The sequence below is a fragment of the Geomonas agri genome (genome assembly GCF_020179605.1).
Taxonomy (GTDB): Bacteria; Desulfobacterota; Desulfuromonadia; order Geobacterales; family Geobacteraceae; genus Geomonas; species Geomonas agri.
In genome coordinates, this window is sequence record NZ_JAINZO010000003.1 from 46,623 (window position 1) to 60,182 (window position 13,560).

13 protein-coding genes are annotated in these 13,560 nt (G+C 61.7%); 6 read left to right on the forward strand and 7 right to left on the reverse strand.

All coding sequences use genetic code 11. From position 1 onward, the window contains the following. Positions 1-6: 6 nt before the first annotated feature. A complete protein-coding gene (locus K7R21_RS19430) occupies positions 7-1,026 on the reverse strand; it encodes a C40 family peptidase (RefSeq protein ID WP_224984956.1) in 1,020 nt (339 codons plus the stop codon). Between the two features lie 124 nt (positions 1,027-1,150). Further along, complete coding sequence (gene cdaA / locus K7R21_RS19435; RefSeq protein WP_224984957.1) at positions 1,151-2,323, reverse strand: diadenylate cyclase CdaA; 1,173 nt, start codon at positions 2,321-2,323, stop codon at positions 1,151-1,153. 185 nt (positions 2,324-2,508) lie between these two features. Between cdaA and ubiE the strand changes: the two genes are divergently transcribed. After that, complete coding sequence (gene ubiE, locus K7R21_RS19440; RefSeq protein WP_224984958.1) at positions 2,509-3,216, forward strand: bifunctional demethylmenaquinone methyltransferase/2-methoxy-6-polyprenyl-1,4-benzoquinol methylase UbiE; 708 nt, start codon at positions 2,509-2,511, stop codon at positions 3,214-3,216. Positions 3,217-3,477: 261 nt separating this feature from the next. Here ubiE and K7R21_RS19445 read toward each other — a convergent pair whose 3' ends face one another. Continuing rightward, positions 3,478-4,053: a class I SAM-dependent methyltransferase gene (locus K7R21_RS19445; RefSeq protein WP_224984959.1), complete on the reverse strand. Its 576-nt coding sequence runs from the start codon at positions 4,051-4,053 to the stop codon at positions 3,478-3,480. A gap of 199 nt (positions 4,054-4,252) precedes the next feature. Between K7R21_RS19445 and K7R21_RS19450 the strand changes: the two genes are divergently transcribed. The 4 genes from K7R21_RS19450 to K7R21_RS19465 all read left to right on the forward strand — a co-directional run bounded on the left by K7R21_RS19450 (position 4,253) and on the right by K7R21_RS19465 (position 10,467). Next, complete coding sequence (locus tag K7R21_RS19450) at positions 4,253-4,516, forward strand: hypothetical protein (RefSeq protein ID WP_224984960.1); 264 nt, start codon at positions 4,253-4,255, stop codon at positions 4,514-4,516. Between the two features lie 210 nt (positions 4,517-4,726). Then, positions 4,727-6,088, forward strand: a complete 1,362-nt coding sequence (locus K7R21_RS19455) for an OmpP1/FadL family transporter (RefSeq protein WP_224984961.1) — start codon at positions 4,727-4,729, stop codon at positions 6,086-6,088. 26 nt (positions 6,089-6,114) lie between these two features. Next, positions 6,115-8,607, forward strand: coding sequence for a hypothetical protein (locus tag K7R21_RS19460; protein WP_224984962.1), 2,493 nt, complete (start codon positions 6,115-6,117; stop codon positions 8,605-8,607). Positions 8,608-8,841: 234 nt separating this feature from the next. Next, complete coding sequence (locus tag K7R21_RS19465) at positions 8,842-10,467, forward strand: fumarate hydratase (protein ID WP_224984963.1); 1,626 nt, start codon at positions 8,842-8,844, stop codon at positions 10,465-10,467. A 152-nt stretch (positions 10,468-10,619) separates the two neighbouring features. On the opposite strand, the gene K7R21_RS19470 is transcribed toward K7R21_RS19465, so the two are convergent. Continuing rightward, positions 10,620-11,123 carry a chemotaxis protein CheX gene (locus K7R21_RS19470; RefSeq protein ID WP_224984964.1) on the reverse strand — a complete coding sequence of 168 codons (504 nt, stop codon included), beginning with the start codon at positions 11,121-11,123 and terminating at the stop codon, positions 10,620-10,622. 125 nt (positions 11,124-11,248) lie between these two features. Beyond that, complete coding sequence (locus K7R21_RS19475; protein WP_224984965.1) at positions 11,249-11,431, reverse strand: helix-turn-helix domain-containing protein; 183 nt, start codon at positions 11,429-11,431, stop codon at positions 11,249-11,251. Positions 11,432-11,683: 252 nt separating this feature from the next. Here K7R21_RS19475 and K7R21_RS19480 point away from each other — a divergent pair, with 252 nt between their 5' ends. Further along, on the forward strand, positions 11,684-12,661 hold the full coding sequence (locus K7R21_RS19480; protein WP_224984966.1) for an HD domain-containing phosphohydrolase: 978 nt from the start codon (positions 11,684-11,686) through the stop codon (positions 12,659-12,661). A 60-nt stretch (positions 12,662-12,721) separates the two neighbouring features. Here K7R21_RS19480 and K7R21_RS19485 read toward each other — a convergent pair whose 3' ends face one another. Both K7R21_RS19485 and K7R21_RS19490 read right to left on the reverse strand, forming a co-directional pair. Beyond that, the gene (locus K7R21_RS19485) at positions 12,722-13,090 is read right to left on the reverse strand and encodes a glutaredoxin domain-containing protein (RefSeq protein WP_224984967.1); all 369 of its coding nucleotides are present in this window, start codon (positions 13,088-13,090) and stop codon (positions 12,722-12,724) included. Positions 13,091-13,092: 2 nt separating this feature from the next. Then, positions 13,093-13,476, reverse strand: a complete 384-nt coding sequence (locus K7R21_RS19490) for a S41 family peptidase (RefSeq protein ID WP_224984968.1) — start codon at positions 13,474-13,476, stop codon at positions 13,093-13,095. Positions 13,477-13,560 lie beyond the last annotated feature (84 nt).

The following is a 13,560-nucleotide window of genomic DNA, read 5'->3' on the forward strand; positions in this document are numbered from 1 at the left end:
GTCAGCCTAGTTGCTGGTCAGGCCGTCCTCTTCCATTGAGTTTTCGGAGTTGTCCTCCTCGACACCAAGGATCAGGTCGTCGAGCTTGAAGACATCCGGGTTGACCTTGGCTATCCGCTTGGCGCCTAAAAAGCGCGAACGGTAGTAGGAGGTGTTCAGCGAGGAAATCACGACCCTGCGGTCACGCGAGGAGGCGTGGATCATCTTGTTGTTGCCGAGGTAGATGCCGACGTGGGAAGGGTAGGAGGCATAGGTGGCGAAGAAGATCAGGTCGCCCCTCTGCAGGTCGCCCGGCGCCACAACGTTGCCGACCTCGAACTGCTCACGTGCGGTGCGCGGCAGGGATACTTCCAGTTCCTTGAAAACGTGCTGGACAAAGCTGGAGCAATCAATACCGGAACGCGAGCTGCCGCCGAAGCGGTAGCGGGTGCCGAGGAAGCCATAGGCCGACTTCTTCAGTTCCTTGATGCTGTCTGCCTTGAGTTCCGTGTTCTTGGAAAGATCGACATTGTGCTCAGGCTCGAGCGAGGCGAGTTCCTGGATGCTCTGCTCGTAGTCCTTCTCATTGAAGAGATCGGGGTGACGCAGCTGCAGCTTCTTGGTAACCTTGACCTTCGGCTCGTCCGCAGGCGCACTTTCCTTGAGTACCAACACCTTTCCCGCCTTCACCCTGCTGCTGGTGAGGCCGTTGAGTCGCTTCAGTTCGGCGACCGACACGCCGGTCTTCTTGGCGATACGGGAAAGGGTCTCGCTCTTCTTAACCTTGTACACCTTGGTGTCGGCGGCCGACGCGCTCTTCCCCTCGGAGACGGAACGGGGGGGGATGACCAGGAGCACGCGCGGCTTTACGCTGTTGCCGACCAAGTTGTTGGCAGCCTTCAGCTCTTCGACGGTGACGTTATATTTTTTGGCGAGTGTGTATAAGGTTTCGTGCTTTTTTACGCGATGGGTCTTTGCGGCGAAGGCGAGCGAAGGTACGGAGAGCATGACGATGCACAGGGTAAAGAGCTTCAGGCTTCTTATCATGAGTCCTCCTTCATTGTTTTAGAAAAAAAAGCGGGTGCGTCAATTTATATAACAAAAGACGCACCCTGTCAACGCTAATGACCTTTTCTGAAACAATAAGGGAAGGTAGGCCCTTTATTTTCAGCTACTTACCTTTACGAGTCGAAGACCTCGGTTGTTTCTTTTCCACGGTTACCCGTACCAGGGACCGATCCAGGTTCACTACCACCACACCGGGCGGAAGCCGGATCAGATCCTTGCTGATCTGGATGTTGTTGTTCCCCTCCTTGGCCTTGGACAGGTCCAGGTCCACCACGATGTCAAGATTCTTCGGGGATGCCACCAGGTTGGAGAAGGACTTCAGTTGCAGGTCCACCTCGTCCGGATAACTGCGGGTCAGGGTGAGGTTGTCCGGAAGGTTGTGGAAGGTGACCGGAGCGGTCACGGTGAGGATCTCCCCCTGCCGGTAGGTGATCAAAAGCCAGCTCACCACCACGACGCAGAAAATCGCAACTTTGGGCCAGAAGTTGGAGAAGAGCCGCTTCAATATCCCGACGCGCTGTTCCTCGCGGGACAGCGGCTGCAACAGCGAGGTAAGCCGCTCGTGCAACTGCGCCTGCGACGCCACAACCTCAAGCTCCCCCTGCACGGACACCGAGACTTCCCCCCGCTCCTCGGAAACGACCACGATCGCTGCGTCGGAGCGCTCGGAAAGGCCGAGGGCGGCGCGGTGGCGAGTGCCCAGGTGCTGCGGCACGTCGGCGCTCACCGACAGCGGCAGGTGGCAGGAAGCAAGAGCCACGCGGCCGTCCTTGACCAACACCGCACCGTCGTGCAGCGGGGAGCCGGGCATGAAGATGCTGGTGACCAGGGAGCCGCTGACCAGCGAGTCCATCGGGACGCCGTGCAGGATCAAATCGTCCAGGAGTTCCTCGCGCTGGAACACGACCAGGGCCCCAATGCGCTGAGAAGCAAGTGAGAAGACAGTGGAGGAGAATTCCAGAAGGTCGAGGCGCACCACGCTCTCCTGGTGTTCGAACAGGTTGCGCAACAGGCTCAGGCGGTATAGGGCCTGCCGGATCTCGGACTGGAACACCACGATCAGCAGGACCAGGAGCACCGTCCCCAGTTCCTGCAGGATCCAACTGGTCATGAAGAGCCCCAAGCCCTTGGTGACGAAATAGATCACGCCCAGGAACAAGAGGCCTAACACCACCTGGAGCGCCTTGGAGTTCTTGAACCAGCTGTAGAGCTGGTAGAGCAGGAAGGTCATGATCAGGATATCGGCAATATCCTGAGGCCTGATTTGCGGGAACAACGGTTGCCTCCTTGGGGAACGGCGCGGGCGGGAGCCGGAGCGGGCGGCGTTAAAACGTGGCGGGGCCGCTTTTTGCTGGCAAGCCGTGGCGCTTTGTGCTAAAAATCAAGCCTTGCAAAAGGGCTCCCCGATACGGGAAGCGGTCAAAATTTATAGCATTTCAGGCGCCAAAAAGGTAGGAAAATATGTACGCATTGTCGGAAAAGGGTGAGCGCATCCGCGCCATGTTCGGGAGCATAGCTCCGCGCTACGATCTTTTGAACAGGCTGCTGTCGCTCGGCATTGATCGCCGCTGGCGCCGTTTCGCCGTGGGCAAGATCGGCCTGCGCGGCCCCGGGCTTGTGCTTGACGTGGCAACCGGCACCGGCGACGTGGCCCTCGAGATAGCGACCCAGACCCCCGCTTCCGTGAACATCGTCGGCATCGACTTCACCCCGGAGATGATTGAACTCGGGCGGGTCAAGGTGCAGGAGTCGCGTCACGCCGGCCGCATCACGCTGGAGGTGGCCCCCTGCGAGGACATCCCCTACCAGGACGGCAGCTTCGACGCCGCCACCATCTCCTTTGGCATCAGGAACGTCGTCGACCGCTTCAAGGGGCTGACCGAGATGCGCCGGGTGCTCAAGGACGGCGGCAAGATCGTGATCCTCGAGTTCTCCACGCCGACCATGCCGGTGTTCAAGAACATCTACCACTTCTACTTCCTGAAGGTGCTCCCCAAGATCGGTGGTGCCTTCTCCCGGTTCAGCGCCTACCAATACCTACCCGACTCCGTCCTCGAGTTCCCCTCGCGCGAGGTGTTCAAGGGAATGATGGAGCAGGTCGGTTTCAAGGACGTGCACCACTTCGACCTCACCGGCGGCATCGCCACCGTCTACGTCGGAACAAAGTAGAAGCAGGTTAAGGTTAAAAAAAGGCTGTGGTCCATGACCGCAGCCTTTTCTTTTGTCTCTCGCTCAACTTTCGCATGCTAGTGGCACTACCCGCCGGCACCGTCCACACCCCGCCGACAGCGGCTTCCGAAGCTGACAGCACTACCTTAGGAGGCAGCAATCTGTACCCACGAAGCGCTGCACGAGCCCTCGCGCCCCCCCTTTTGCGAAGGGGGGGCAGGGGGGATTTGCCTTTAACGGCGATTTCTTCTCAACCTCAACCTACACCTGCTTCTGAAACATCACCCGCGCCACCGGCATCTCCGGCGCATCGACCTCCTCTTCCAGCAGCAGGACCCGCCCCGGATACCCGCCGAAGATGCGTCCAAGCTCCCCCGGCTGCAGCAGAAAATCCTTGCGGTGCTCCCCCGGCATCCCCGGCGCGTCCAGTATGGTCTCCATGAGCAGCACACCTCCCGGGGCCAGCGCCTGCACCAGCGCCGGGATGAGATCCCGCATCAGGAAGTTGAAGTTGAGGATCAGGTGGTACTCCCCTTGCGGTCGCCAGCACTCCAGGTCCGCCTCGATGAGCTCAACGGTGACGCCGACCTCGGCCGCCCGCTTCCTGGCGCGCTCCAGCCCCCGGGGCGAGATGTCCACGCCCGTGGCATCGAAGCCGTGCTGCGCCAGGTAAATGCAGTTGCGTCCCTCGCCGCAGGCCAAGTCGAGGCTCCGCCGCCCCGGGACCAGGGACATGATGCGTTCCAACGAATTGGCCAACAGCCGCGAAGGGGCGAAAGAAAAGAAATGTTCCGGGCCGCTGTAACGCTGGTCCCATTTGACGCGATCAGACTCCATATCCTCCCCCCCTACCCTTGCTCAAGTAGAGCCCAAATTCGTTATTTTCGGTGCGTTTGTCAAGCCTTTCCCACTCACATCGCGACAGGCCACGTTTCCCTCGCCACCTCTCCCTTCGCGCCGAGTCGACACCGGCTGGCATCAGCGACATTCTCTGTCGCGCACCTGTGGTTTCCTATAGAAAAACAGGAGGTGCACCATGATCTACCTAACCAACGATGCGCTGGACCAAGCGGTTTACTTCGAAATGCGGGGCAAGGAAGCACTGCGCACCGGCAAGTCCTTCCAGCAGGTCTACCACGGACTCCTGGGCAATGGCGTGCACGAAGTCGAGGTCACCCTGAAAAGGAGAAGGGGCTCAGTCGAGGTCGCCTTCGGTAACAGCGCCCTGTTCTGCTTCGTGGAAGAGGACGCCCTGCGCCGGATGCTGGAAGGTATGATGAAGGAAAAGACCGTGCACTGAGAACCCACTCTCCGCTGCTTGACTTCAACCTCACGGACGGTAGCATTAGCGAGTGCTAATTACTACCGATCCATCGAGGTTCACACGCAGACTAGCCTACCACGGTGCTCTGCTCCCCTCGGGCCAAAATCCTCCGGATGACGCGACCTTGCCACCTTCGGCAGAGTTCGCGCCAGGAGGTTTGAAGCAGGATCGGCAGGGGGGAGACCAATGAGAAGGTGGCTGTGGTGGGTCCTGATGCTCTGCGCCCTTCCCGGGCTGCGCGGTGTCTGTCACGGAGCAGGCTTCAAGGTCAGCGAGCAGGGATCCAAGGCGATGGCAATGGGGAACGCCTTCGCCGCCCAAGCCGACGACCCGAGCGCCCTGTACTTTAACCCCGCCGGCATTGCCTTCCTGCCCGGCATCCAGGTGAATCTAGGCGCTTTGGGGATTATCGTGCCCCAGACCGAGTTCCAGGGCACCACCCCCCTGTCCGGCACCCCGCCGCTGGACACGGGGGCCACCACGGTCACTGAGCGCTCCCGGCGCGACATTCTCATTGCCCCCACCCTGTACGCTACCTACGCGCTCGAAAGCCTCCCTCTCTCCTTCGGCCTCGGCATCAACGCGATCTATCCGTTGTCCAAGTCCTGGGACGACTCCAGCGTCTTCCGGAACCAGGTACAGATCGCCTCGATCAAGCCCATCAACTTCCAGCCCACTATCGCCTACCGCTTCGAAGAACTCAATGTAGGGGTCGCGGCCGGCATCGACGTCACCTATGCACAGGTCTCGCTACAGAAATCCCTCTACTCGCCGGTCATCGACCCTACCGCGCCAGCGCCCCCATTCGGCGCCTACGAAGTGGGCTCCCTCGGCGTGGACGGTACGGCCACCGACCTCGGGTACAACTTCGGGCTCCTCTGGAAGCCGCGTAGCGACTTGAACTTTGGCCTAGCCTACCGGAGCAAGATCACGCTCGACATCGAGGGCGATGCCAATTTCCTTGCCACGACCCCGACCGGGATGGGGGCCATCGGCCTGGCCGACTCGGCCGTCTTCCCCTACACCAGGGCCCGCGCCAGTAGCAGCGCCTCCACCAAGATCACCCTTCCGGACACGCTGGATGTCGCGGTGGCGTGGCGCCCGACCGAAAAGGTCACCCTCGAATTCGATGCCACCCGCACCGGCTGGAGCAGTTTCAAGAAGCTCGAGATCAACTTCGACTCCCCTCAGTTCGCCGCCTTCAACAACCAGCTTGACCCGAGAAACTGGCGCGATGTCTGGAGCTACAAGTTCGGCGCCCAGTACCAGATGAATCCGCGCCTGGCCCTGCGCGCCGGCTACTCCTTCGATGAATCGCCGGTCCCCAACGAAACCGTGGACCCGCTGCTCCCTGACGCTGACCGGCACAGTTTCTCGGTGGGCGCCGGCATCGGCAATACCGTGGGGACAGTCGACCTCGCCTATATGTGGGTACACTTCGTGGACCGTACGGTGCACAACCAGGACATGACCACCCTGCGGGGGGCAAACGGCGTCTTCAAGAGCGACGCCTACCTGCTGGCCGCCAACCTGAACATCAAGTTCTGACACCTAAGCGGCTGCGGAGGAAAACCATGAACCAGCACCTGTTACACCTGTTCGGTATCCTGCTGTTCCTCCTGTCCCTGGGCGGCTGCGGCTCGGATTCGGGCATGAGCCAGTCGGTGAGCCCCAACACCGCCCTCTTCGACCCCACCACCGGGGAGGTACCGCTCCCCAACGTGCTGGCGACGGCCGCGGCCCGGGACCCCATCACCCAGTACACCGACCCCGGCACGGGAACGGTGGGGCTCAGGCCCGCCAACCGCCCCATGAATCCGCAGGAGTCCCTCTCCTACGTGAACCGTTACGAGGTCGGCGGCAGCAATGCCGTGGCCGGGGTCAACGCCCCCATCTACCTCCGTTTCGCACGCCCGCTGCAGCCCGCGACGGTGAACGGCAACAACATCAAGGTGTTTCAGATAGGGGCCGACAGCGCGTCGCCGACGGCAACGGAGAACAACCCGCTCACGTTCAGCGATGTGACCGCCAATTTCAGCTTCAGCTATACCCCCGGGCGTAGCGACCTGTCGCTCTTCCCGATCTTCCCGCTCCAGCCCGGCAGTCGCTACCTGTACCTGGTGACCGACCGGGTCAAGGACGCGGGCAGCAGCGGCTCGGTGAGTAGCTCGGTCTACTTCGCGGCCTTGAAGTCGGAGCTTCCCCTGCAGGGGCCCTTCGCGCCGCTCGAGCAGATCAGAGCGAACACGCTCGACGGCAGCGGCAACGTACTCTTCTCCGGCTACGCCAAGGTCATGAACGACCTGACCGCGGCGCCGTCGGCGTCCAGCGTGTCGAGCCGCAGCCACATCGTCCTTCTGGGGCGTTTCAACACAACGGCGGCGGGTTTCGTGGCCACCGACCCGGCCGACCCGACCGGAAGCCTGGTCCCGGTGGAGAGTGCGCTGCGGGCCTTTGCCGCCGGAAGCGGCCTCCCCGGCGGTCTTCCCGGCAAGAACTGGCTCGGCGCCGGGTTGAATGTCGCTACCATTACTGCCACGCTGGCGCCGTCAGCTTACTGGAGTGCGGCCTTGGCCGGGACCGGCATCCCGGCGGTGGCGCCGGCCAGCGTCGGCGCGGTGATCACTGGTAACATCGCCAGTGCCGACATCTCTATGAACCCCGTCGTTGCCCGGGGCAACCCGGTCATGAACCAGAACCTCGTCTTCGGCAGTTACAGCGCCGCGAGCGCCGTGCTGCTCCCCTTCCGCGATGCGGGCACCGGCAGGCTCACCGGTTTCTACCACAGCGACCGGCAGATACCCTTCGTCTACTTCGCCCCTGCGGGGACGGCTCCGGTAGGTGGATGGCCCCTGGTCATTTACCAGCACGCCATCAACGGCAGCAAGGAGCAAGCAATCGCCGTGGCCAGCACCCTCACCGCCGCGGGGTACGCGGTAGTCGCCATCGACCTCCCGCTGCACGGCGCCCTCGCCCTGCCGGGGCACCTCACCGGCACAGTCTGGGGTGAGGACTTCATCGCGCTGGGAGCGCCGCTAGCCGCGCGCACCAACGTCCAACAGGCCGCCTTCAACCTGGACCGGCTCGAACTGGTGCTGGCGACACCGTCGTTCAACCCCGCCTTCGCCGCACAGGGGTTCGCCTCACTGGGGGCCAACGCGCCCAACCCGGCACTGAAACCGAAGTATGTGGGGGTAAGCCTCGGGGCCATCGTCGGGACCTACTACCTGGCCGGCAACACCACCCTCTCCGCGGCTGCGGCCCCCCCTCCCTATACGCAGGCCACCCTCGACGCCGACATGAAGGGGCTCCTGAGCGTGCCTGGTGCGCGCATCGCCTACCTGTTGCGCGACAGCGTCGATTTCGGCCCCAGCATCAACGCCGGCCTCACCCGGGCCGGAATACCCGCCGGCACGCCGAGCTACGAAAAGTTTTTCCAACTCACCCAGTCGGTGTTCGACCCGGTCGACCCCGCCACCATGACCACGCCGCTGCCCGACCTGCGTACCGGGAGCGCGCTTCCCTCACGGCTATCCGGCAGGGTGTTGATCCAGGAGGCTACCAGCACCGCCTTCGACGCCAACGGCCGCCCGACCAACGGCGATCTGGTCATTCCCAACTGGAGCACCCGTTACCTGGGCAACGCCCTGGGAGGGCGGGGTGTCCTGGGCACACCCGAGGCCCTCGCGGTGGCGTCCGGCTTCGACCAGTTGAGCTACCTCTCCGGCCGTGTCCCCGCCCCATTCATGCTGACGATTGCCGGCGGCACCGAGGTGCCAAAGCTCGCCCCCGCTGCGGGAGACGCTGCCGCAAGCGGGCCGCGCGAAGGGTACTTCCAGTTCGACCAGCCCGATGTCACCCACGGGTTCCTCATCGACCCGGTCACCTCGCCGCAGAGCTTCCTCCTGGGCCAGCGGCAGATGTTCTACTTCGTCCGCACCGGGCTGGTGATCGATCCCACCGTCGTCTCCGCCTCGCTACCCAAGACAAGCCGCGCCCTGCCGTCACTGCCGCCCTACCGGGTCATCCCGGCGCCGGTGTCGCGGCTCTTCGCCTCTCCGTCCTGATCCAGCCGGGCCCCGCCATCTCAGGCGGGGCCCGCTACCCAGTCGGCACTGCCCGCGCTACCCAGGCCCCCTCCCCCAATTACTTTGCAGGTACTCCCCACCTAAACTTAGCTCTCGACAAAATTGGTCGTTTGCAATATATTCCGCCAATCGTGTATACATTTTTTTACCGTGCCGTCCGCACGGTTACGGATACCAGTCACCATCAATCCCACGCAAAGGAGAACAGAACCGATGGCAACTCCAGAGTTCAAGTACCAGGAAGCTTTCCCGCTCGGGCCGGACACCACCAAGTACCGCCTCATCCCGGACTCCCAGCAGTACGTTTCGGTCGCCAACTTCGAAGGGCAGGAGGTGCTCAAGGTAGCCCCTGAGGCCCTTACCGTGGTGGCCAATGCCGCCATGAAGGACCTCTCCTTCCTGCTCCGCCCGGAGCACAACGAGATGGTCGCCAAGATCCTGACCGATCCGGAAGCCTCCCAGAACGACAAGGGTGTTGCCCTCGCCTTCCTGAGAAACGCCGAGGTTGCTGCCAACTTCGAGCTCCCCATCTGCCAGGACACCGGCACCGCCATCGTCATGGGCAAGAAGGGCCAGCAGGTCTGGACCGGAGCCAACGACGAGGAGTACCTTTCCAAGGGGGTCTACAGGACCTACACCGAGGAAAACCTGCGCTATTCGCAGACCGTGGCCCTCGACATGTACAAGGAGACCAACACCGGCACCAACCTCCCGGCCCAGATCGACCTGTACGCCACCAAGGGTGCCGAGTACAAGTTCCTGTTCATGGCCAAGGGTGGCGGCTCCGCTAACAAGACCTACCTGTACCAGGAGACCAAGGCGCTCCTCAACCCGGACAGCCTGATCAAGTTCCTGGTGGCCAAGATGAAGACCCTGGGCACCGCAGCCTGCCCCCCCTACCACTTGGCGTTCGCCATCGGCGGCACCAGCGCCGAGGCCTGCCTGAAGACCGTCAAGCTTGCCAGCGCCAAGTATCTCGATGCGCTGCCGACCAGCGGCAATGAGCACGGCCAGGCCTTCCGCGACCTCGCCCTCGAGGCGGAGCTCTTGAAGGCGGCCCAGGAGTCCGGCATCGGCGCCCAGTTCGGCGGCAAGTACTTCGCACACGACGTGCGGATCATCCGCCTGCCGCGCCACGGTGCCTCCTGCCCGGTCGGCATGGGCGTTTCCTGCTCTGCTGACCGCAACATCAAGGCGAAGATCAACAAGGAAGGGATCTGGGTCGAGCAGATGGACGAGAACCCGGGTCGCCTCATCCCCGAGCGTTTCCGCGGCAAACACGAGCACGGCGTCAAGATCAACCTGAACCAGCCCATGAAGGACATCCTGGCCGAGCTCTCCAAGCACCCGGTCTCCACACCGCTGCTCCTCTCCGGCACTATCGTGGTCGGCCGCGACATCGCCCACGCCAAGTTCAAGGAGATCCTCGATTCCGGTAAGCCGCTTCCGGAGTACCTGAAGAACCACCCGATCTACTACGCCGGCCCGGCCAAGACCCCTAAAGGAAAGCCGTCCGGCTCCTTCGGCCCCACTACCGCCGGCCGCATGGACTCCTACGTCGACCTGCTCCAGGCCAACGGCGGCTCCATGGTCATGATCGCCAAGGGTAACCGCTCGCAGCAGGTAACCGACGCTTGCAAGAAGCACGGTGGCTTCTACCTCGGTTCCATCGGCGGCCCGGCCGCGATCCTCGCCGAGGAGAACATCAAGAAGGTCGAGTGCATTGACTTCCCCGAACTGGGGATGGAGGCGGTCTGGAAGATCGAAGTCGAGGACTTCCCGGCGTTCATCCTGGTGGACGACAAGGGGAACGACTTCTTCAAACAGCTGGGTATCTAAGGAATAGTAAGCGCTGGATGTAAAAAGCCCCCGTTGCCGTATGGCAGCGGGGGCTTCGTCGTTTCAATGGGATAACTGGAGCAGCCGGGATAAGACCATGAGCAGGAATAGGTTTTACCAGCCCCTAGTCCCCAACCCCTAGTTGCCTGCCGTTACATGTACACCATGACCCGGAAGTGGAGCCTGCCGTCCATGGTGGTGAAGGGGATGGTGACCCCCTTGCACTGCACGCTCATGCTCCCGTCCATGGTGGACTGTTCGGGGGGATCGGTCATCGGGCGCAGACGCCCGGAGAGGACCAGCGGAAGCCCCAGGGCCACGCTGCCGTACTGTTCATGGTACTTGGTCTTGAAGACACCCGCGATGTTGTTGGCCACCTCGCCGACTGCGTCGTTGATCGCCTCGTCGTCAGCCTCGTCCAGCATCAGGAGGTCCTTGGCAATCTGTTCGGCCGGCCCTTTCTCGGTGGCGAAGATGATGTAGCCGACGCGATCTCCCGCGACCCCCACGATCCCGACCACATCGCTGTGCAGCGGGTTGATCTTCTTTTCCACCTTCCCCGCATAGATGTCGGTATTCATGTAGCTCTTGAAGGTGTCCTGCGTGGCGGACATGATGGTGAACATGATCTCTTCGAACGTTATGCTGTTGCTCAAGGCAACCCCCTTCACTCAATGGATAATTGACAATGGACGATTGACAATGAGAACCTCGATCACTGGTTCTAGTCTCTCTTTTCGTCACTTTCTCCGCCGGCTTTAGGGCCTGTGCCAAAAATCACCTAGATCCCCGTCAGTTCCTCGATCTTCAGTTCCAAATCGTCGCCGTTCACCCGTACCACCTGTCCATTGTCTTCTTCGGTACGAATCACCCCCTCGTCAATCCATACCTGCAGACGCTCCATCTCGACGCCGAATTTCTCACAGGCCTCGGCCGGGGTGTACCAGGTCTTAGCTACCAGCATGATCAACCTCCTTCGCTTCGGTCCCACCCGGAGCTGAGGCGTCCGCTGCTAATAAAGAGCGCAGGTGCCTCGGTTTTAATTACAGTTCCACCGTTGGATGGTACCGCTTATGCCTACCATGTCAAGCAGGGCCGCGCCGTAGCACCGCAAAACGATTAACTTTTTCGGTAAGAGCATTTTTTACTATTCTGTGCGGGGATTGTGCCGATAAGAGTACGGCGGCTACTTAATGAGTAGCCCATGGAGAGGGACATGCAAAACAAGGAACCACAGCGCGAAACCGTCCTATTCGTGGACGACGAGAAAAGCTACCTGGCCTATACCAGCGACCTATTCGAGAACAGGGGTCTCAACATTCTGACTGCGTCTTCAGCTATGGAGGCGCTGCAGATCGTTGAGCACCAGTCGGTGGCCGTGGTGGTCTCGGACAACGAGATGCCAGGAATGCGCGGCATCGAGCTTCTTTCTCGTATCAAGGAGGTCTCACCCCACACGGTGAAGATCATGATGACCGGGAGCGCCGACCTTTCCACGACGCTGGCCGCCATCAACAGCGGCGAAGTGTTCCGCTTCGTCCTGAAACCGTGGAAAAAGGCGGAGATGCTGCGGGCCGTGAAGGACGGTATCCGCCGCTACCGGGTGCTGCAGGCCATCAAGCGGGAGGACGAGTTTATCCTGCACTCGCTGGCGCAGACCATCGAACTGAAGGATGCCTGCACCAAGGGGCACTGCGACCGGGTCGCCACCCTGGCCCTGAGGCTGGCAGCGAAGCTCGGCGTCCCGGAAGATGTCCAGCAGGAGATCAGGTACGGAAGCTGGCTGCACGACTGCGGCAAGATAGGGGTTCCCGAGGCGATCCTCAATGCTGAGCGCGCGCTGACGCCGGAGGAGTTCAAGATCGTCATGAAGCATCCCGAGTGGGGGTGCGAAGTGGTGAGGAAGGCGAACCTGTCCAAGACAGTGCAGAACATCGTGCTCTACCACCACGAGCGGTTCGACGGCAAGGGGTACCCTTACGGGCTGGAAGGGAGCAAGATCCCGATAGAGGCGCAGATCGTGGCCACTGCCGATATATGCGATGCCTTGACCATGGACCGCCCCTACCGCAAAGGGTTCAACCGCGAGGAAGTGATGTGGACCATGAAGGGGATGAGCGGCTCCAATCTCGACCCCAAGCTGGTGCAGACCCTCTTCTTCCTGCTGGCCGAGGACCAGCCTACGGAAATCTAGAGGCATAAAAAAAGGGAGCATCGAAGATGCTCCCCCCTTACCGACGGCCCATCCGGGCCGTTATTTTTTCTTCCGGACCTCGTCCAGGGCCTTCTCGAAACGCGCCTGGTCAAACCCCTTCAGCACCTTGGCATCCTCCCCGATTACGATGACGGGAACCCCTTGGCTCTTGTACTTCCCCGTCACGAGTTCCATGGCCGCACTGTCGATTTCAACGTCCCGGTTGATGAAGGGGATGTTGTTCCTGGTGAAGTACTCCTTGGCGGCCCGGCAATGGGGGCACCAGGAGGTGGAAAACAGCACTATCTTGGGATACTTGGTCTGCACGCTGTGGCTGCCCAGCGGGCTCTGCGGGAGTTGCTCGGCGACGACCCCGGCGGCCGGGGCCAGCAGGGATACGGCCAGGATTGCAGTCAGCAGGATGCGCATGTTCACTCCCCCTTTGCTTCTTTTTTGGCGGTACCGGCTACCTTGAGCTGCCGCCGGACCAGCTTGAAACTGAGCGTCTTCGGGTTGCCGGGACGCCGCACCAGGATCAGGACCGGGGTACCGGCCCGTCCGCGCAGGCGCCGCTCCACGATGAATTTGAAATCGCTGCCGGCGGTCGGAGTGCCGTCGACTTGGGTGATGATGTCACCAGCCTTGACCCCGGCCAGATGGGCCGGTCCACCGGCAACCAATTGCCGCACCACGATGGTACCGTCGGCCCTGGGTACGCCGTCGATGCCGACCCCACCGAAAACGGCGGCAGCCTGGCCGGAGGCCGGCAGGAGCAACAGGACGAAGAGCAGTATGGCCAACAGGGTCTTGATCATGGCCAGTGAAGTTATACGAGAGCCACCCCGGCTGTCAACTATGCTTTTGCCGTGCTAACCCCTCTATGTTATAAATGATGCTTT